We start from the raw sequence: 20,693 nt of genomic DNA, 5'->3' as shown, positions 1-20,693 counted from the left end.
CAAGGCTGTTGATTTTTACTGCTTTCTGTGAAAAGCTTTTATGTTTGTCAATCTAGTCCGGGCAGGTCTGTGTAGAGATACAATGCCACTTCATGGAAGCATCACCCTCTTTCAGGGTATACATCTTCATACATTTGTTGGTAGTATCATACACCATCATTCCCTCTACAAAGTTAGCTGCCGGAATCCCCACTGGATTTCCTGATGCATCAAACGCTATTCTGTTAGGTACAAAACCTTTGGTTTTCGCTTCTAATGCAATCCAGCCTCCTTTTCTTACCATTGGCCAGTTGTCTGCATTCACTCCTGCTCTGCCAAGTGCTGTGATTCCCATTTTGGTATTCAGTGCTGTTCCGGCCAATATACCCGGTTTATAGCAGAATGGAGGAATACAAGCTGAAACAGCGGCATTTTGAGAACTTCCGACAGCCTGTCCTGTATTGGCAATCGTTGGAATTCCGTTAGTATCTACCGTATTACCAAGATTTTGGATAACCGGGCCTGCTGTTCCGGTATAGCCGCCTCCTGTATTACCACCAGGCAGTGAAGAATTAACAAGATTAGCCGTAGTAAAGCCTCCTGCACCTTCTATGGCGTCAGGGCAGCCGTCTCCGTCAGAATCTAAGTCCAGATAATCCGGAATTCTGTCACCATCCAGATCTCTCTTGGCACACATATTACCAATATGATATTCCGGAGTATTACCATTTGTTCCTACAAAAGTAGCCTCCACCTTACTGATCTGTATACCTGGGGTGTAGATTTCAACATAATTCACATTACTGTTTGCTCCTGAATTACGTGTTGTAGATATTTTCACACCATAGGTTGCATCTGTTGTAAACGTCGTACTGCCTGCTGCAGCTTCGGCTTTTATTGTTGTATATGGAAGAAGATCAGTAATTCTGTTACCATTCTGGTCATAAAAATTAACATTTACTTTCTCCAGAGCATCCAGATCTCCAACCCAGAATCTTAAATTATCAACAGGAAGATCAAACTCATAAGTCACCTTATTATTATTGACTCTTGGGTCTATACCACTCATGTTAAACTGAGCAGCAGGAGAAGCCCAACGTTGTGCAACTGCTGTTGAGGTTAATTTGAAATTAAAGCCTTTAATACCGTTATAATCAACAAGGTTATAGTTCATTACATGATCTGTGGTTAATACAGATGTCGGGATTGAAGCTTTGTCACAAATATAGCCTTCATTAGTATTTAAGATACCGTCATTATCATTGTCAAAATCACACATATCTGCGATACCGTCTCCGTCTGTATCAGGACCGTAGCAAGGATTTGCCGCAAATGTAATAAACTTGCCGTCTGCTATATTCTGCTGGTAAACCCATTTGGCAGCATTGTTTGATGTAGGATTCACTACCGTTACATTGGTTGTGAAAGCCGCATCGTCTGCTACCAGCATGGTCATCAGACCTGATGTGGTATTAAATGAAGCGCTGTTATAAGCCGTAAGATCTGCTTCAAAGAATAGGGTACCTGCCTCCGATTTTTTCTCCTGTACCAGCCAGGATTTCTGGATCCTCTTATAAGTTCGGGTACCTACCGTAATGTCTACAGGCGTTGTTGCTACATTGGCATTATCTCCCAGAAGGAAATAAGTTTTATCATTAACAAATCCTGTACGGGCTGCATTTTGGTTCGGATTGACGAAATCGTTGATGGTAGCCACCGTAAGAATCGTTCCGACATTCACACTTTTTGATACCTTTTGTTCAAATGCTTCTATATCATCACGTGATACTCCAAAAATATTATTGTTATAAGCCGTATTGGAGGTTCCGTCCCATACAATGCTTCCGTCTGCTGAAAGATAATGGTCTGTATTCACCTGTCCCAGCGTAATACCATACTTGATGGCAAGATAAGAATCTACTCTTCTTCGCTCAACCGCTGTAAGATTACCTGAACCATAAATAATTGTTTCTCCTAAATTACCAATGAATCCACGGTTATCACTTCCGTTACCTCCAAACTGAGAATCACCGAATAAATGTCCTCCATTCAGATTACGAACTCCTGTTCCTGAATGATTGGTTGTCGCAAAATTAGCACCTCCGTTAAGCGCTTTAGTTGTTGTAAGCGCTGTAAAGGTATGGTACATGATGCTTGGGATTGTTGTAGAGAATGCTCCTGCAGGGGTTCCGTAATAATCGGTATTTCCACCTGTATTAGAGAATCGTTCTATTCTGTTATCCATTATAATTCCCAAACCATCCCATCTGCGTATATCTCCGGTAAGCAATGCGTTATCTACAAGAGACCTGAAAATACTCGGGTGAGCTCCTCCACTGGTCATTCCTTCTTTAGTGAAGGTAAACACATCATAAGAATCCTCAGAGAATGTTCTGACATTGGTGTTACCAAGAGTTTGTGTTCCTGCTGTAAAATTAACTCCTGGGTTGAAGTTAAAATAATTAGCAGCTCCTGATGTATACTTTGGCAATGCATTGGTTCCCATCTGTGCCACTGTAGTTCCGCTCCATAGGTCTGTCCATCCGGTTACATCTGTTCCCGTACCTGTATTAGCTGCATTTTTATCAGCTCTATACCAGTAAGACAGGCTGTTGGCAACTCCTCCAGGTGCATTTCCGAAACCTGCAAAAGTGAAGAACTGTCCGTTTCCTAAGGTTACATTTACCGTGTTATATACTACTCCATTGACAGTTACCTCGGTGGTCATTGGGGTAAAGGTATCCGTTCCGTCGAAAACAGCATCTGAAGACTGTATCAGATAAAGGTTTCTTACACTTTTTGGCCATGCCACGGTTACTGTGCCTACATTTCCTGTATTCTGTACTTTCCAGATGGATGCAAAACGGTAGTTGGTTGCCCCGTTAGAACCTGCTGTATAAGATAATGGTATACTAAGACCTTGCTTCAGGCCGTTATCTCCTGTAAGAAGGAACTGTCCTTCTGTAAGAGCATTCGTATTGGCAGCATTGGAATCCCATAAAGATGTTCCATTACCAATAACAAGCTGTTGTCCACGATTGACACTTCCAGCCTGTTTTTGATGCAGGGCTGTGAAATCGTCTTTTGCAATACCGAAAATATTGTTGTTATAATCAATATTACTTATTCTATCCCAAACCACATTGCTCGTGGTAGAAAGGTAGTTTTCCTTCAAAGTAACTCCATTCTTTAAAGCAAGATAGGAATTGATCCTTGACTGTTCATTTTCTGTTAGTGTACGGTTGTACCAAGCTACTTCCATAATATCACCCGGGAAAGCTCCCGGAGCATCCCAACCGGCATGACCTATTCGCAGGTTTCTACCATAGATCTGAAATTTATTAGCTGTAGCAAAACCGGAAAAAGATTCATAAGAACCATTTAAGCCTAATCTCTTCTCTCCTCCGGCAATTGAGGAAGTACCACCATTGGCTACTGTATTATTAGCAATTGCTGAAAATATATTGGAAACTCCGGTATCGAAGGCTACAGAAAAATCAGAAGACGTTGTCGTATTAAAGAACTCATATTGTCTTGGCTTTCCGTTAGCAATAGAAAATCCAGGTTCAGAAGCATAGGTTACATCATCATCTATTCCTGTAATACGTCCGGTTCCGCTGTCTTCAGTAGGTCTCACTGCTGAAAAAACAGAAGTGCTGATATTCGGATACTGGATGTTGCCCAAAGGATTCAGTGCTGAAGCATTGTTGTAAAAAAACTTCGCCGAAGTATATCCTGTAGTATATGGATGGAAGTTATGGCTTCTGTTTGCGACTGACAGAACTACTCCACCTACATTCGGGATGTCATCTGAATTGGCAGAATGATCCTTCCAGGCTGTGCTTACAGCTCCGGCATCATCAGATTTCACCCAGAAATCAGGTCCTACAACCCCTCCCGGAGCCTGAACAAAACCTGCAAAAGTGAAGAACTGTCCGTTTCCTAATGTTACACTTACCGTATTGTATACTACTCCATTTACCGTTACCTCTGTTGTCATTGGTGTAAAGGTATCCGTTCCGTCAAAAGCAGCATCCGAAGACTGTACCAGGTAAAGGTTTTTTACACTTTTTGGCCATGCCACGGTTACTGTGCCTACATTTCCTGTGTTCTGTACTTTCCAGATGGATTCAAAACGGTAGTTGATTACCCCGTTAGAACCTGCTGTATAAGATAATGGTATACTAAGAACTTGCTTCAAACCGTTATCTCCTGCCAGAAGGAATTGCCCCTCAGTCAGAGTATTGGTGTTGGCCATATTGGTATTAGCCAATGAGCTTCCGGCTCCTATGATTAATTTCTGACCAACATTTTCACTGCGTGATTGTTTTTGATATAAAACAGAAAGATCATCTCGTGCAATACCCAGAATGTTATTCTGATAAGTAGGAGAAACATTCCATACAACGGCATTGGCAGAATTTGTATAGTCTCCCGTAAGCGTTGTCCCCCATTTAACAGCCAGATAAGAGTCTACACGGGCCCTTTCTGATGCAGTAAGAGGAGCAGCAAACACAATAGCTTCATTCATCTGACCGTCATGACTTCCCCAGTTGGTGTCACGTCCAATTCTGAAAACACGGGTTGTGGCATTATCCGTTGTATTTACATTGCCATCCGTATTATTATAAATACTTTCATTGCCATCCAGCCATACTTTTGCTAATACGTTGGAAGTAGGTGTACCTCCTCCGTTCAGCCAGGAAGAACCTGCTACGAAAGGTTTTTTGGCAGCAAACAAATTGGTGGATAATGTCGTATAACCGCTTCCTGCTGTATAAAATAATAGCTTATCCGTAGTGGCATTGTTGGAAATATGTAAGCCAGGATAATCCATTGTCTGGTCAAAACCTGCTAATCCAGCGGATCCAAGAGTATTCATTTTACCAGCAATGTAGATACTTCCCTGAGCACGGTTTATAATGGCATTTCCTGTTCCCGGATCTGCGGCCATAAAGCCACCTTGTCCCGTTCCATGCCCTGTAGAATTAAAGGTCACGGTTGGGTTAAAATTAGCCAATGTGCTTTGGTTAGAGAAAATCGGTTTTTGTGCAGCAGCAGTCTGAACAAGGTGATATCCTGTTCCCATTTGATCGTTCCACTGCTGAGCAGCAGCATTGTCTGTAGCAGCAGTTGTTCCTGCATTGGAATATACACCTGCATCTGCCTTGTACCATACTGCAGCCGTTATACCTCCGGGAGCCGGAGCCTTCACATTAACCGTCAAATCGCTGGTACTGGTACAGGTACCTGTGGTAACGGTCCATCGGAAAGTATATACCCCCGGAGTATTGAATCCTGTAACATTCGTGTTGTAAGCTGATGGCGTTACAATCACCGGATTGGTAGCGCCTGCAGGCTTGGATAGCAATGTCCATGCACCTGTGGCAACTCCCGGATTGTTCCCATTGAAAGTAGTCTGGGTAGTTCCAACCAAAGTCTGTGCAGAACCAGCATTAGAGCCTACCTGCGCAGAGACAAATATGGAAAAAGTCCCTTCTAATGAGGTCCCTGAACAAGCGTATTCTTTATCTATGAAAGCTCCAACACCACCTGCATCCGGAACAGCTTTTATTTTAAAAATATATTCTCCTTCTTTATTCAGGTTACTAATAGTTGTAGAAGCATTTTTAAATGTCCTAAGATTTGTTGATTCATAAACAGGGTTAGCAGCTCCAGCAGGCTTTGAAACTAATGTAAAATCATATCTTCCGTTAAAGTCCTGGAAATAACTAGGATTTGAAGTCGTTTCCTGATAAATAGCAGGCAAAGGTACAGTAGTTGTTACAGTTCCTGACCCCGAATAACATACAGTAATATTATTCACATTAACATTCGATCGGGCTCCATCTGATATATGAACAAAGTAACTTTGGGATGTATTGCATACCCCTGAAGAACTATTTATAGCAAATTTATAAGTAGCAGCTTTCCAACCTCCTGCAGGGGGTGTTAATGTAACGCTTCTATTCATTGTACCTGCTCCATTTTGCACTATTCCCAGAGCTCCACCAGATGGAACTACTCCGGATTGTGTTACTTTAGTAACAATAGTTGGTGGGTTGGCAGGATCAATTTTAAAATAAAAAGAGATAGGGTCATTAGAACCTACCATGTTGCAATACACGGCACCTCCACTATTGCCTGTTGAATATACCTGCATCTGATTGGGATATGCAGGATCTAAAAAACTTACCGGATTAGGATCCGTACCGTTATAATTATAAGTGATCTGAGGTGTTGTATAAGTTCCATTAGTATTGGAAATAGTAATAGTGAACACATATGTTCCTATCGTATTTATTCCATTGAAGTATACATTGGTTCCTCTTATTTCTTTAAAGGAAATATTTCCTCCACTAGGTTGGCTTATTGGGGTAACAGATACTGTTGTGCCAAAAGCGGGGTTACCGGAGACATTTGGATAACCTGTTGCAAATACTGGAGAATTAGCATTTAGACCTATATAACGGTCAGAAGTTGTTGACGAATAACAAAGATCATATGTTGAATTAAATATAAGGTTTTGACTGGGAATAAATCTAACAATAGCATCGTCTTCGTACCAACAGTTAGGGTTATTAATTGATGTAATTCTTAACACCGCACGATAAGCAGGATCAATATCATGATTTGCTTTTTTTATGAGAGTAAGTGTTGGATTTACTGTATTAGTATTCGCCATTACTGCATTGGTAGTGGTAATATCGTTATATCGTTCCTTATCCAGAATGTTATAATACGTCCATGATGCTGTATAACCTGCAGGCACAACACCATTAAGTGTTGCTGTACCTGTAGTGGCAGAAACATTGGTAATATCCGGTCCTGCGGTGAAAGCAGATACATCCCCCGGCGCGGTAACCGTTACCTGAGAAGTTGTTGTTCCCACGGTACAGTTCTGTGCGATCTGGAAAACATAATTACCCGGGAAAGTCATCCCTGTGACCCCGGTATTGTATGCTGAAGGATTCGCGATCACCGGATTTGGTGCGCCTGCCGGCTTGGATACCAGCGTCCAGACGGGATTTCCCGATGTAGTGCCCCCCGGGCTTCCCGAGAGGTTGGTAGACGTGCCACATATAGTGACATTGGCACCCGCATTTACGCTGCAGTTCTGTGCCCTAGCCATCACATTACCCAAAATGAGCAATATGAGAAAAAGGATAGTCTGTTTTTTCATGTTCAATAAATTTTTAACCGGTTTTTCCGGTGGTATGTGTTTTTCGATTGTATATCCAGGGGATTTATCTGTAATTCACATAATCTAGTATTAATACCTACTTGACCATAGGTAATTACATTTATAAATGAGTAGAATTGGTTTTTTCTTTAGATTTTGAGCAAGGTTGAAAATTTTTCAGACCTCCCTGACTTGGTTTATGGTTTCCAGAATGTCCATACCTTTCCGTTGTATACCGCAAGATGCTTTTTAACGGTATCATATACCATCATCCCTGGTGCCGGGTTGATGATGGCCAGATGCGGGCTGGCTACTTTGGGCAGGATCATCGCTTTATCTGAAGCTTCCAGAACAAGAATTCCATTGGTAGAAGAAACAGTTCCTATTCCCGTTTTAGCAGTGGACTTTTCTACTTTATCTGTTCCCTGTATGCTCAGATCGGCTGTCCCGATGGTTGCGGCTGTGCCATCATCTTCGCTGAGATTCACCCATTGTCCACCATTTTTAAGATACTTCACTTTATGATCTGTGGTATCATAAATTAAGCTTCCTTCGGCAGATATTCCGGTTTTATTTTCAACATAAGGGAGAATAATTCCCCTGTTTTCTGTATTGGAAAATTCGAGGGATACCGAAGTGTTGGTAACATTTTCTTTTCCTATTGCTACCTGTGCTTCTATAGTGCAGGCCGCAAGTACGGTTAAAATCAGTAGTGTTTTTTTCATTATGTATTTGATTAGTTTAATAATTGACCTAGTCTTCCCGTTAAAAAAATTTAATAAAACTTTTATATTAATTAAATCCTTTAACCTTTAATGCAATATTATCATTACACAGAAAGGTGCACAAGGTTAATGCAGGAAGAATTCAGAAAATTACGTGTCTCTTTCCTTCAATATACAAATAAGCAATACTGATAATCAATCAATTATAATAAAATAAAGTTTATGTCAGGAATACCTGACTTTACATAATCGTTAAAAAAAGGGGGTATTTTTTGATGGAAAAAGCCTGTTTTTTTTATCCGGCTAAAAAAAATCGAAAAATAGAAGTCAGCATTGCGGGTGTAATTATTCTCCAATCTATTATGAAAAGAAATTAAGTATATAAAAAACAGACAGGTATTCAGAAGAATCAATGAATTTCTTTACCACAAAGCTTTGAAAATAAAAAAACCACATTCTACTTTCATACGGGATTCTTGAAATTCTTTAGCTCTTTTATAAAATGGGAGGGAGAAATTCCGGTCTCTTCTTTGAATGTCACTGGTAAATACCTCTCTTAAAGCAAATCCTGATTTTTCGGCCAAATAACTGATGCTGTATTCTCTAAAAATAACACTCTCATAAAGTTGCCGGATGATATACTCTATTCTGAGACTGTTGATATAGTCATTAAAATTATTTTTTTATGCTGTCCGATCACATCATTCCAGCTAAGGACATTCAGGTTTATATACAGTTCCTGAAAATGGAGGGAATCAATCAGGCCTACACTCTGAGACATAGTTACATGCAGGTACATCAGATCAACCCTCGCACAAATTAACGGATATCCGGAAGATTGAAGATTTGAAAGCCGGAATCTGTCATCCGCCTGGTGATTTCTGAAAGTTATAATAAAAAGTTGGAGTACTGGAAAGTAGTACCCCAACCATCTGTACTGTTTCCGGCATTCTATGTTCAGTCCATATCATAGAATTATAATGCCGGAAATACAGGATAATAAAAAAAAATTATTTATATCGTCTGAATGATCATGACTTACCTCGTAGTATACCCTCCGTTGGCAAAAATGGTCTGCCCGGTAATCCACCAGCCGTCTGTAACCAGGAATTCTACTAACGGAGCAATATCTTTAATATCCGTTAATCCTCCAAGTGCAGATGCAGATTTGTGATAGGCTACGGCATCATCACTTTCCTGACCATAGAAAAAAGGAGTATCCATAGGTCCGGGAGCAACTGCTGTTACTGAAATACCCCGCTCACCAAACTCTTTAGAAGCAGCTCTGGTAAAATGTTCCACAGGGGCTTTCATTCCTGCATACGTTGAATATAAGCCTGTATAAGCTGCCAGCAGAGAAGTAACGATGGTACAGATTTTTCCATCATTATTCAGCTTTTTACCCGCTTCCTGAATGAAGAAATAGGCAACTTTCGAGTTGATTTCGCTCATGCTGTCATATTCTGCTTCGGTAGTATCTGCAAAAGGTTTTTTCAGGACTTTTCCTACCGTGTTGATGGCAATATCAATTCCTCCGAACTTTTTAATTCCTGCATCAAAAAGTTCAGTGATCTTCTCTACTTTCGTAAGATCTCCCTGTACCAGAATAGCTTCTGCCCCTAAAGCCTGTACATCTGCGAGTGTTTTTTCGGCATCGGATCTTGTGCTTTCGCTGTTATAGTGAATCACCAGTTTTGCTCCTTTTGCAGCAAGGTTGCGGCACAGTAAGCCGCCAAGATTTTTGCCTCCTCCGGCCACTAAGATTACTTTTCCATTTACATCGTGTGTTTTCATACTATTGGATTTTTTAAATTATATATTAGCTTATTTTGCTATTTATGATTTTCTCAAGAAAAGAAATCTTCTCCCCAAACAAAGAGAGAAGATTTTGTACATCATCGTATTTTCAGAATCTGCTCGAAACATTTCTTATCACTGGTTGCCCCGCAATATTAGATTTCTGCAGGATAACACACAACATTAACTTAGGAATAATTCCGAATGTATCACGGTATTGAAAGTTATTTTACAAAAAATAATTACTGATAATCAATCAAATATACAATCAAAATGCATTTTTATGAAAAGATACATACTGCCTGTGTTGGTATGTGCAATTTTAAAATAAAATTCTTCTTTACATTTGTTTTAAACAATAACTAACATGGCAAAACTTTACTGTTTTATCCTCGTTTTATCTTTTTTTCCTTTTCTTATTTCAGCCCAGAACAGCCTTCCAACAAAGCAAGAGATCAATGCTCTGTATGAGAAAATTGCCTCCCAAACTAATGATAAAGACATCAGGCAAATTGATAAACTTATTGAATTATCAAAGAAAATCAATTATAAAGAAGGAATTGGAGAAGGAAAAATCAAGATGCTGGATGTTTTTTACCGGCGCTCTGATTACAAAAAAATGCTGGAATTGATTAAAGATACAGAAGCGCTGGATGTTAATAATAATGAGCTACTCACAAGGCTATTTATCTATAAATCTTTTGTAAATAAAGCAATAGGGATACAGAAAGAGGAGTTTAAGAATATGAACGATGCATTGAAATATGCCAATAAAGTAGAGGATACCAATGAAAGACATTTTTTAACGGCTACCGTGTACAATAGGTTTTCATCTTTTTATGACTATAAAAAATCAGATTCACTTATTCACTATTTAAAAAAAGAACTGGAAGAGCTCCAACAGATAAGTGATACCTATCAAAAACTAAAGTCTGAAAAATATGAAAAAATTGCACTTAATAATCTCAATATTGGTAACTTTTATTTAGGTGTTGTACAACCTCAGCGTCTGGATCTGGCAGTGCCATACTATTTAAAAGCATATAACTATAAAACCACACAGCCTGATATTTTTGAAAAGCTTGATTTACCTATACTATGTGGTACAGGAAGGTTCTATTTAGAAAAACAGGATTATAAAAAGTCTATTGACCTTGCTAATGAAGTTTTAAAACGGGAACAGTATAAGAAAAATCCAAGTTACAGACTATTTGCTTATATGCTTCTCGCTGATTCTAATGAGGAGCTAAAAAACTCTGCAGAGCAGGCAAAATATACTCTTTTATATGCGAAACTGAACGACAGCCTCAATGATGTTGCTAAAAAGGAAGCCGGGAAAGAATTTGACAGACTTGTCACTGCTGCAGAAATAAAAAAAGATAAAGAGCACACCTCTACTATCAGAATTCTGCTCTTATCTACGGGCTGCTTCATTCTTCTTTTAGCATTGTCTATATGGCATTACTGGAGGAAAAAAAATGAGATCTCCCATAGAAAATATGAAGACCAGATTACCAAAATAAACAGTGAACAAAAGGCTATTCCTGCAGAACATGCAGAAATCAAAGAAAATGCAGAAGCTAAATCCTCTGTCAGCATTACAGATGAAACGGTAAAAATACTGCTTGCCAGACTTGAAAAATTTGAGCTGTCTGAAAAGTATCTCAGAAAAGATCTCAGCCTTACCTGGATGGCCAATAATCTTAATACCAATACCAAGTATCTTTCGGAAATTATAAAAACCTACAGGGATAAAAGTTTCACAGGCTATATTAACGGACTTAGAATCGGCTACATCACTAAAAAGCTATATGAGGATCCTATCTACCGTGAATATAAGATTAATTATCTCGCTGAAGAATGCGGTTATACAACCCCAAGGGTTTTTGTAACGGCCTTTAAGAATGAAACAGGTTTCACGCCTTCCTATTTTGTTGAACAGCTTAGGGTTCCATCATAATTTTAAGAGAAAATAATGATAGAGCTGCCTACTTTTGTAAGGCAGCTTTTTAGATCACAAACAGTTTCCTCCATTTGGCAATTGTATTCCGGCTCATTTTGAAATGGCGGGCAAGCTGGCTGTTATTAAAGTTGTGCTTTTTCTGATAATCCAGAATCTGGACAATGTCGGATTTTTTATAGGAACGATATTTTTGATTGGCAGTCTGGGTTTCTTCATCTGAGATACCAAAGATTTTACGGTTGATGCTAACAATATCCAAAACAGATAGTTCCCCTTTTTCCAATATTTTCCGGCATTCGAATTTCTTTTCGGGATATTTCTGATCAATAATATCCGAATACAGACGTTTATAGTCCGGTTTTTTTTTCTCCATATTTGTGTTTTTAAATGAATTAATTTCTAATGGCAGCTCTGTACCCAATCTGAAAAGATCAATGAATTGGGTTTTCCGGCTCAGCTTTATATTTGGTGATCCATTTGCTTAAGGTTGTCCTTGGAATCCTGTACCTTTCCATAATCTGTTTATTGGTCATTTTTCCCATCTCAATCTGCTCTATGATAAAATTAATGACCTCTTTGGTATAAATATTTTTACGGAACTGAGGCAAAGCAGATTTTACCGGGGTTTTATCAGCGTTCTCTGCTGCAGGAGGAGCATATAAAATCAAATGCTGGCTGTATAATCTGAAAAAGTCGTACTCCAGCAGTTTGCTCCACCTCAGAAGGAACCGGGTATTCAAATCTTTCTGCAGGTACATTTCTTTTATTTCCTTTTCTGTGCATCTGAAGAAGTTACAGATCCGGGACATTTCTATCCCGTTTTCTGCAACCCGTTTCTTCACCATCTGTCCGATGTGAATGTTTTTATAATTCATAACCGTAATCTTAAACAATAATCTGAGGATAAAACAACTCAATTCCTTTTAAAAAATAAAAAATATCATATACTATCAAAGCTCTATTTTAAAGCAACAAACTGATATTCAATTATTTAATTTTAATCAATTATCATTTCCTAAGACCAAACAGCTTTTCTCTTATTGAAATTGATTTTTAGAAAGGTTTTTAAACCATAGTTCAAGATCTTCATCAGCTGGAATTTGCAATTTCGTACGGAGATTCTGCCTTCTGTTCCGCACGGTATTGATCGATTTGAAAGTATATAACGCAACATCCTTTGTTGTAAATCCTAAGAAAAAATAGGCGCATAATGCCAGTTCCGAAACCCTGAGCTTAGAATCCCTTGCCAACAGCGCCCTTATCACTTCAGGATAAACTTCCTGAAAGCGGGTAAAAAATTCAGGGCTGTTATTTTTGGCCAGAAACAATACCTCATCAAAAGACTCATTTACTTTCTGTTCAAGCTTTCGGGTGTCTTCTTCATATCGCATTGCGATTTCTTCTTTCTGCTGAATAAGCATTTGTTCTTTCTGGGTTGAGACCTTTTTATAGGTGCTTAATTTTTTAGCCTTTTTCTTGTAAAGCATCCATAAGCCAATAAACAGTAATAGGGTAATGCTTATGATCATGATGAGATAGGACTGATGTTTTTTATTTTCCTTCACAAATTCTTCCCGCTGATCTGAAAGAATTGAATTAACAGCCATATTGGAGGCTGCCAGTGCCTCAGATCTCAGGCTGTCTGTCAGCTCGAATGATTTCAGTCTGTATTTTTCTTCCGAAACCGTATTTCCCAGAAGCTGGCTCACATTGGCTATTTTCAGGTAGATCGCCGGAAGTTCGCTTTTCAGTTTGGTTTGCTCAGAAATTTGTAAAGCTTTGTTATAGTAAAACAAGGCAGAATCGTTTTTCTTATGATACAGCATCAAATCGCCATATGTTCTGAAGGTAAAAGAAAGAAAAGGATACCCGTTTGCTTTAGCAAAGTTCACCGCTTTTACCAGAAAGTATTCCGCTTCCTCTGCTTTATCAATGGACAGATAGTAATCTGCCAGTCTGGTATAGTTATTAATAATACTGATCATGCTTTTCTTCACATCCAGCTTTCTGAGCACCTTCATGCCACTATTCAGATAAAAATACACCGAATCCTGCTTTTTCATGAAACCATAGGTGTTGGCCAGATTTTCATAAATTAAAGCTCTGGCTAAATTTTTATCTTCTTCGGACCTTTTCATTTCCGGGATAATAGCAAGTGCTTTCTTATTCTCTGCAACCGCATTGGTATACAGCTTGGAAGAGGCGTAAATACGGGCACGTACTCTTCTTATTTCAAAATTCAGACTGGTATCGTTAAGATTTTTGTTTTCCTGCTGGGCTTTATCCAGGTATTCCAGCCCCTGTTTATAGGTATTAAGCTCTGTTAAACACTGGCCAATACGAAAATTCCCTATTGCAATACCTCTTGAATAGTTTTTCTTTTTGCTGATATCGAGTGCTTTTTTAGCATAAAATATTCCGGTCTGCACATCAAATTCCATTGTTTTGATATAGGAAGAATCCAGCAGCTGCTCAATTTCAGGAATTTTTTTTTGGGGTGTCTGGGAAAATAAAAGAACGGGAATTAATAAAAATATATAGAATATCTTTTTTTCTATCATAATTTCAATCTTTATTTAATAAATGATTAAAAAAAACAACAATAACAATGCAATAAAGTGAAATTTTTAATTAAAAACCACAAATATGCATTTATTTTTCGTTAAATACGTTAAATAATTCAATTATGTTATATTACAAATCTTACCATTCATCTTCAGTCCGGTTAAAAAATTCTGCTCCCATCCCTACATCAGCACAGACACAGGCATATATTGATAAAAAAGCACCAGATATCTTTCAACTGGTTTCAATGGTATCAAAATAGTTCAGACAGAAAAGATCACATGCCAACTTGATCATTATTTCTAAGAGAATTTAGAAAAATTATGTTTTTTGACGGTAAATTAAAGATGAAAAAACCATTTTGATTTCCATGATATAGAAATCAAAATGGTTTTAAGAATGGCAATCAGGGTTTCCAAAATGTCCATTTGGCTCCGTTGAATACGGCCAGACGCTTAGAGCCTGTCTTATTGATATAGACCATCATTCCTGCTGCAGGATTGATCACATCATCGGTACTGTTCACCTGAGGCAGAACCATTGCTTTGTTGTAGGATTCGAGAATCAGAACTCCATTGGCTGAGGAAGTTGCTGCACCAATAATGGCACCTTTCTTCGTATCTTCTGTAACAGCAGCTGGCTGTTTCACAAGAGCTGCATTGATATTTGCTCCGTTTCCACTACTGAGATCCTGCCAGGTTCCGTTATAATACTTTACTTTTGCCTGAGCAGCATCGGAAGCATCAACAAGTATCGTACCTTCCACCAACCCGGTTCCTGATGGAAGAGTTCGTGTATAAGGGAGAATAATTCCTTTATTCTGATTAGCGGCAAAATCTACAAGAACAGAAGTTTTATCGGCTGCCGTTCCGGTCTCATCCCCAAAGATCACCTGGGCTAAAGTGAGATGGGAAACTATTAATAAAGAGGTGATAATTATTTTTTTCATTGTTTTCATTTTTATGTTAAATCAACCGAAGAATACTCTGCTGATCAGTCTATTAAAAACCCGGGCAAAATTCTTTTCAATGCATTTACCATCATCTTACCGGAGAAGTTACACACATTCCCTCTATAAGAAAGATCCGGACGGATTATTGTAATTAACTGCTATCTATTCAAAGTTCAGCTGGTTTTACGGACAAGCCGGTGTACTGAAACATTTCCAGGCCCCGTCTGAATATATTTTCAGACATTTATCTGTGGTATCGTAAACCATCATTCCTTCCTGTGGAATACTGATAATTCCTAAATTGGCTTTAGAAATCCGGGTAATCACCAGCCCCTGGGTATTGGATTCCAGAGCAATATGCCCGGATTTTCTTACCGTAGGCCAGTTATCTGTATCTGAACTTCCGGCTCTTTTAAGTAAAGTAATTCCTATCATGGTATCCGGTGCATTACCTGCTATAATCGGATCTTTAAAACAGATACAGTTGATGAATTCAGGATCAGATGCTGTATAATAGGACACAACTACCGGAGATCCTGTAACGGCTGTACATGTACCTGCATCAGCAATATAAAAGGCATAATAAGTACCCGGCCCGGCAGCGGCAGGATTAGTCACCTGGGTACCCGCCGTACGGTTAGGAGTTGTCCACCACTGTACTGAATAACCTGTTGGCACAGCATCTTCCAAAGCGTCATTAAGAGTAGCTGTGTTTCCGGAACACATTTTCAGATTTCTGACCACAGGAGCGACAGGTGGAAGTTCAATACTGCATAAATTGTTGAATGACGGGGTCTGGCTGAACTGGAAAGTTGCATAATTATTGGAGTCAACAATTCCCATACTTCCGTTTGCACTATGCCCTATATATCCAAGTGTATTTGAGCAGGCTTTGAAAACCATATTGGTATGCCCTCCGGTTTCCACAGCAAGGATTTTATCTGTGCTGCTTAGTCCGCCAGTCATTAACACAGGATCCATAGCAGCATTATTGGTACTGCCTCCTAACATAGATCCTGCATTATATCCCCACGACCAAAGTTTCCCATCTGTCGTAAGAGCCTGATTGGCTGCATATCCTGCATTGTCATGTTCATTAGGGCTTATCCAGGCTACATTGGCCAGGTCAACAGAAGCACTGGTTGATTTTACACTGACCCAGCTTTTCTTTTCAACAGCATCAAAAGTTCCCAGCTGTTTGTAGGTGTTATTCCCTAAGCTGTACAGCTTTCCTGCCGTACTTAGCAGGTAGTATGAATTTTCTAATACAGTAGAGGAATTATCTGTTGGAGTATTCTTATACAGGGTCATTCCAATCATTTTAGGAATCACTCCTGATGGTAAAGTCATTTCTGTTGCATATACTCTATCTGCTTTATCGGTTCCGTTTCCTAAATAGGATTTGGAGCCCCAGGTATAGAGCTTTCCACTGCGGGTTAAAGCCATCATTGCCGTTCTTGTTCCTCTCATGGCTACGACACCGTTAAGGGTAGTTGAAGAGTTCAGCATGACTCTGTGCCAGCTGCTGGAATTTGCCCCAGTATCATCGGTACCGTCTCCGTTTTTCGCTCCTGTCCATGATAAAACATAAGCTTCTCCTGTACAGGTTGTAATAGCTAATGTAGCATAAGAACCAAAAAGCATCTTGACATCTGTAGGAGTGACCCCTGACGGAAGCCCGTAAGTATTGGCATTACCAACTGTTGCATTGGTAATCTTTCCGAAAATACGGTCACTTTTAACCGCACTGTTGACCAGTACATTCGGACCTCCCCAAACATATAATCCATCTTCGGACAACAAAGCGTATTGATCTGCATCACTGCCGGAAACGCCTTTTGTTCCGATAGTTGTTTTCAAAATCTTCCCGGTATAATTAAACCCATTTACAGGGTTTATTGCAAGCGGTGAAGTGATATTTCCTCCTGCAGACCCCGGCTGTGCATTCTGTCCCCAGATCATATAGGTCCCGTCTGCTTTTTTAATGGTACTTGAATGGAAACCTGAAATAAAGTTGTCATATTCAATGGTATCAGGATTAGACGTATTCAGGAATGTATTGGAATTACAATCCCCTGTAATACAATTATTCACCACCGGACAACTGTTTATCGTTACTGTTACCGGATTGGAAGCAAGGCTGTAACAACCCGTACTGCTATTATAATAAAATGCATAGTAAGTACCGGCACCCGCATATTGTACTTGAGCACTGTTCAAAGGAGTTCCTGCATGGCTGCTGTTGGTAAACCATACCAGAGCTCCCCCTGAAGGAACCGTTCCTGTAAAAGCGGTATTCAGATTCACAAAATTATCAGGGCAGATATTGCTGATATTCTGAACCGGAGGAACAGTAAAACGTGTTGCAGCCATAGTCACAGCTGTATTATACACCCACTCCTCAACCATCAGAATAGATATCACGTCACCAATATTCAGTCTTAAAGTAGCAAAATCATTCACGGGCACTACATTGAAAGCATCCTTCTGCTGATTGATCTTTACCCCATTTTTATAGATAAAAATATGATCATCACCGTAGGTCAGGTCAAATTTGTAAAGTCCTTCTTCACCGCTTTTAATGGTTTTATTGAAAATTACAGCATAGTCTTCATTAGTACTGTAAGGAATCCTTGTTCCCACATAGTTAGAAATCTGTGGATTGGAAGGGGTAAGACCAATGGTACCAGTCTGAAAATTAACTGTAAAAGCATTATTGGTATTAGCATTTACATTATAATCGAATGTAGCGATCTGTGCATAGCTTGATGTCGGGAAACTGTTGGAACCAGAAACCTGTGTCCAGCCGTCAATTCCTGCCGGAGCATCATAAACAACCGCTTTCCATCCTGAATTACTATAGGACGAAGAAGAAAAACACACTGCAGCATCGTTAATACCATAACGAAGTCCGGTGATTGCATTATAGCCTACAGAAAGAACAATCCTTCCGTCCGGTGTTCCGTCGTTTCCGGTAGAAGAAGTGGCCTCTCCTACTGTCAGCCATCCTTCCGGAAGTTCCTGAAGAGGAGCAACCGCTCCTATTGTTCCTGTATTTTTACTGAGTTGTAGAGTATATGTACTTCCTTCAGTAACATACCCTGCAGGAATCGTAAATACTCCAGAAGTATTTACTGATGCAGAGTACACCAATCTTCCGTCTGATCCTACCGCATTTACATATAATCCTCCGGCATTGGTTACTGTACCGTTGATATTGGTATATCCATCCGTATCTTTGTAAACGGTTCCGGTTACAGATGGCTTTGCAAGAGGTAAGAGTGATAAAAAATTGAGACGTACGGTGGCAATCCTGTTATTGGAAGCCCTTGTTAGGGTCATTGACGGAGCGGCTGTACTTCCTGTGAAATACCACGTAGATGATCTTATCCCATCCGGTTCGTTTTGCGGTGCATTGGTTGCTGTAAACCCGCCATTACCCTCTGTATTGGTTACACTTACATCAGTTGTATTAATCCATGAAGATGGAGATACCGTATAAGTTTCATCTTTTGTCATTCCTGCAAAAGCCAGATACATGATATCAGAATTACTTCTTCCTGTCTGGGTAGCTGTGGGAATTCCTGAATAAGAATAGGTTGTGGTATTTGTATTTCCGGAGCCCCAAAAGTTTCCTCCGGTTGCCGTATAAGTATTAGCATCACTTACATTTCCGTAAACCTCAATATGAACTGCAACTTCATCTCCTGCATTTTTGGGAGTATTGATATCAGGAAATGCTATGGCAGTACTTCCTGTTGGTAATCCCTGTGTTTCCGTAAAAACATAACGATGCATAATCGTTGAAAAATGGGCGTTTGCTGCTGTTGCCGTCACTGCATCATTTCTGAAGTAAGTCAGAGTGGCATTTTTTCCTGCCATGGAAACTCCGCCTATTGTTGGAGGAATATAATCAAATCCTGAATTTCCGGATGGATAATTACTTCCATCTGCTCCTGCCCTGTGATCGCGTTCAAACCAATAGGTAATAATCATTACTCTATTTTTTCCTGCCGGAATATTCCAGTTGAGGGCAACCGGATTTCCTGTAGCTCCACTACCTTTGGCGGTAACAGAAGTTTTGCCCAATAGCGTGATATTCTGCCCCGAAAGGTATGCTGAAAAGAACAGCAATATCGGAACAAAAAGATTAAAAAATCGTGATTTTTTCATTTTTTCATTTTTAAGTACGGCAATACATTACTGAACAAGTTTGCCGGTTGTTGTGTTAAATAAGAATTATTGGAAATTTAATTTGTAAAGAATAGCTGTAGAAACTGTATTATCTACTTTGAAATGAGTTCAAAAAGCAACTTATACACTTTAGATCACCTGAAAAAGAAAAAACTGCTGCCCATCATGAGCAGCAGTGCTCTTTTCATCATTTAGAATCTATATGGAGTTCCTCCCGTATTCCCTCCTGTATTTCCTCCGCCATCACCTGAACAGTCTTTGGATACAAGAGTTGTTGTTGTGTAGATCGCAAACCCCAGGAAATATTTGGTGACATGTTTATACTTTACATTACAGCTTCCTTCTTTTCTCGTTGAATAGGTAGTAACATAGTAAAAACTCTTCACAGACATTTCTGTTTCCGGTTTTGCATTTGCTGATGTGTTGAAATTGTTGGCACAAACTCCTGTTGTTCCAAGTGCCGCAAACAGCACTCCTGCGAAAATCATTTTTTTCATAAGTGTTTAATTTAAAAGGGTTAAAAAAAGTGTATGTATTATTTGTGTTTAAAAAAAATAGGACAAGGGTAAAGGGTGATGATGAATTATTACAATTCGGGCATAATAATCCCTGCTTCCGTAGATTGAGGCTTCATTAGGCCCCTTTACTATCAGAAGTAAGAAACTGAAGATTATATGAAGGAAGTAATAGCAGGCGGAGGTCTTGTATGATAGGATTTCAGGGTATCCTTAAATGTCTCATTCATGTGATTGGGATAGAGAACCCTGGAAAAACCTGAAAAGAAAAACAGAATGGTACTGAAAGAACTTTTCAGACCGAAAGATTTAACCTTATTATTCTGTGAGGTCAGAATATAACCTGTCCACGTATTATCCGGGCTGAAAAGAAATTCAGACGATATTCCGGACTTATATTTTGTGGAAACAATTGGTTTTATCTCTTTCTTTGATGTCGTTTTATGGGAGGTCGGAGATTTTCCGGGAACCGGCAAAGCCTTTTCAATACGCTTTTTATTTTTCTGAGAAACCGGTTTTATAGAAACAACTTCTATAGGGCTACCAATATTAACAATGACGGTACCTTCGGAGAGGTATATTTTTGCTTTGGAAGAAATATTCGAAATTTTCTTTTCTTCAGATCCGGAAATATCAGCTTCGTCATCAGTATTAAGAATAACTGTCTCGTTGGCATGAGCTCCTGCGAAACTCAAGTATGGAATCAGAACCAAAAGGAACAACAGGGTTCTCACAAAAATCTGTGGAAACCCATGGGTTCTTTTTTCATCACTTGTGTTTTTCATAATTAGCCAAATCGGTGATACAAATGAACAAAAAC

11 protein-coding genes are annotated in these 20,693 nt (G+C 39.3%); 1 reads left to right on the top strand and 10 read right to left on the bottom strand.

Annotation, left to right across the window (positions count from 1 at the left end; genetic code table 11):
* Nucleotides 1-52: 52 nt before the first annotated feature.
* The 3 genes from J2Y40_RS02660 to J2Y40_RS02650 all read right to left on the bottom strand — a co-directional run bounded on the left by J2Y40_RS02660 (nt 53) and on the right by J2Y40_RS02650 (nt 9,681).
* Entirely contained in the window at nt 53-7,162 is a 7,110-nt protein-coding gene (locus J2Y40_RS02660) for a thrombospondin type 3 repeat-containing protein (protein WP_309996636.1), read from the bottom strand.
* A 197-nt stretch (nt 7,163-7,359) separates the two neighbouring features.
* The gene (locus J2Y40_RS02655; protein WP_153393913.1) at nt 7,360-7,887 is read right to left on the bottom strand and encodes a hypothetical protein; all 528 of its coding nucleotides are present in this window, start codon (nt 7,885-7,887) and stop codon (nt 7,360-7,362) included.
* Between the two features lie 1,038 nt (nt 7,888-8,925).
* Nucleotides 8,926-9,681, bottom strand: coding sequence for an SDR family oxidoreductase (locus J2Y40_RS02650; protein ID WP_153393917.1), 756 nt, complete (start codon nt 9,679-9,681; stop codon nt 8,926-8,928).
* 370 nt (nt 9,682-10,051) lie between these two features.
* Here J2Y40_RS02650 and J2Y40_RS02645 point away from each other — a divergent pair, with 370 nt between their 5' ends.
* Complete coding sequence (locus tag J2Y40_RS02645) at nt 10,052-11,644, top strand: AraC family transcriptional regulator (protein WP_153393919.1); 1,593 nt, start codon at nt 10,052-10,054, stop codon at nt 11,642-11,644.
* Nucleotides 11,645-11,693: 49 nt separating this feature from the next.
* Here J2Y40_RS02645 and J2Y40_RS02640 read toward each other — a convergent pair whose 3' ends face one another.
* The 7 genes from J2Y40_RS02640 to J2Y40_RS02610 all read right to left on the bottom strand — a co-directional run bounded on the left by J2Y40_RS02640 (nt 11,694) and on the right by J2Y40_RS02610 (nt 20,658).
* Nucleotides 11,694-12,020: a helix-turn-helix domain-containing protein gene (locus tag J2Y40_RS02640; RefSeq protein WP_153393920.1), complete on the bottom strand. Its 327-nt coding sequence runs from the start codon at nt 12,018-12,020 to the stop codon at nt 11,694-11,696.
* 58 nt (nt 12,021-12,078) lie between these two features.
* Entirely contained in the window at nt 12,079-12,522 is a 444-nt protein-coding gene (locus tag J2Y40_RS02635; protein ID WP_153393922.1) for a transposase, read from the bottom strand.
* A 162-nt stretch (nt 12,523-12,684) separates the two neighbouring features.
* The gene (locus J2Y40_RS02630; protein ID WP_153393924.1) at nt 12,685-14,208 is read right to left on the bottom strand and encodes a tetratricopeptide repeat protein; all 1,524 of its coding nucleotides are present in this window, start codon (nt 14,206-14,208) and stop codon (nt 12,685-12,687) included.
* Nucleotides 14,209-14,618: 410 nt separating this feature from the next.
* Nucleotides 14,619-15,161: a hypothetical protein gene (locus J2Y40_RS02625; protein WP_153393926.1), complete on the bottom strand. Its 543-nt coding sequence runs from the start codon at nt 15,159-15,161 to the stop codon at nt 14,619-14,621.
* A gap of 186 nt (nt 15,162-15,347) precedes the next feature.
* Complete coding sequence (locus J2Y40_RS02620; RefSeq protein WP_309996628.1) at nt 15,348-19,337, bottom strand: hypothetical protein; 3,990 nt, start codon at nt 19,335-19,337, stop codon at nt 15,348-15,350.
* Nucleotides 19,338-19,549: 212 nt separating this feature from the next.
* Nucleotides 19,550-19,855, bottom strand: coding sequence for a hypothetical protein (locus J2Y40_RS02615; protein ID WP_153393930.1), 306 nt, complete (start codon nt 19,853-19,855; stop codon nt 19,550-19,552).
* A 173-nt stretch (nt 19,856-20,028) separates the two neighbouring features.
* Nucleotides 20,029-20,658 carry a hypothetical protein gene (locus J2Y40_RS02610; RefSeq protein ID WP_153393932.1) on the bottom strand — a complete coding sequence of 210 codons (630 nt, stop codon included), beginning with the start codon at nt 20,656-20,658 and terminating at the stop codon, nt 20,029-20,031.
* Between the last annotated feature and the right edge of the window lie 35 nt (nt 20,659-20,693).

Source organism: Chryseobacterium sp. 2987, from assembly GCF_031456375.1.
GTDB lineage: Bacteria > Bacteroidota > Bacteroidia > Flavobacteriales > Weeksellaceae > Chryseobacterium > Chryseobacterium vaccae.
The sequence above is the reverse complement of the archived record's forward strand: the minus strand, read 5'-3'. Positions and strand labels throughout refer to the sequence as shown.

Coding starts and splice junctions, on each gene's coding strand:
- J2Y40_RS02660 (WP_309996636.1), bottom strand. CDS start 7,162: ATGAAAAAACAGACTATCCTTTTTCTCATATTGCTCATTTTGGGTAAT.
- J2Y40_RS02655 (WP_153393913.1), bottom strand. CDS start 7,887: ATGAAAAAAACACTACTGATTTTAACCGTACTTGCGGCCTGCACTATA.
- J2Y40_RS02650 (WP_153393917.1), bottom strand. CDS start 9,681: ATGAAAACACACGATGTAAATGGAAAAGTAATCTTAGTGGCCGGAGGA.
- J2Y40_RS02645 (WP_153393919.1), top strand. CDS start 10,052: ATGGCAAAACTTTACTGTTTTATCCTCGTTTTATCTTTTTTTCCTTTT.
- J2Y40_RS02640 (WP_153393920.1), bottom strand. CDS start 12,020: ATGGAGAAAAAAAAACCGGACTATAAACGTCTGTATTCGGATATTATT.
- J2Y40_RS02635 (WP_153393922.1), bottom strand. CDS start 12,522: ATGAATTATAAAAACATTCACATCGGACAGATGGTGAAGAAACGGGTT.
- J2Y40_RS02630 (WP_153393924.1), bottom strand. CDS start 14,208: ATGATAGAAAAAAAGATATTCTATATATTTTTATTAATTCCCGTTCTT.
- J2Y40_RS02625 (WP_153393926.1), bottom strand. CDS start 15,161: ATGAAAAAAATAATTATCACCTCTTTATTAATAGTTTCCCATCTCACT.
- J2Y40_RS02620 (WP_309996628.1), bottom strand. CDS start 19,337: ATGAAAAAATCACGATTTTTTAATCTTTTTGTTCCGATATTGCTGTTC.
- J2Y40_RS02615 (WP_153393930.1), bottom strand. CDS start 19,855: ATGAAAAAAATGATTTTCGCAGGAGTGCTGTTTGCGGCACTTGGAACA.
- J2Y40_RS02610 (WP_153393932.1), bottom strand. CDS start 20,658: ATGAAAAACACAAGTGATGAAAAAAGAACCCATGGGTTTCCACAGATT.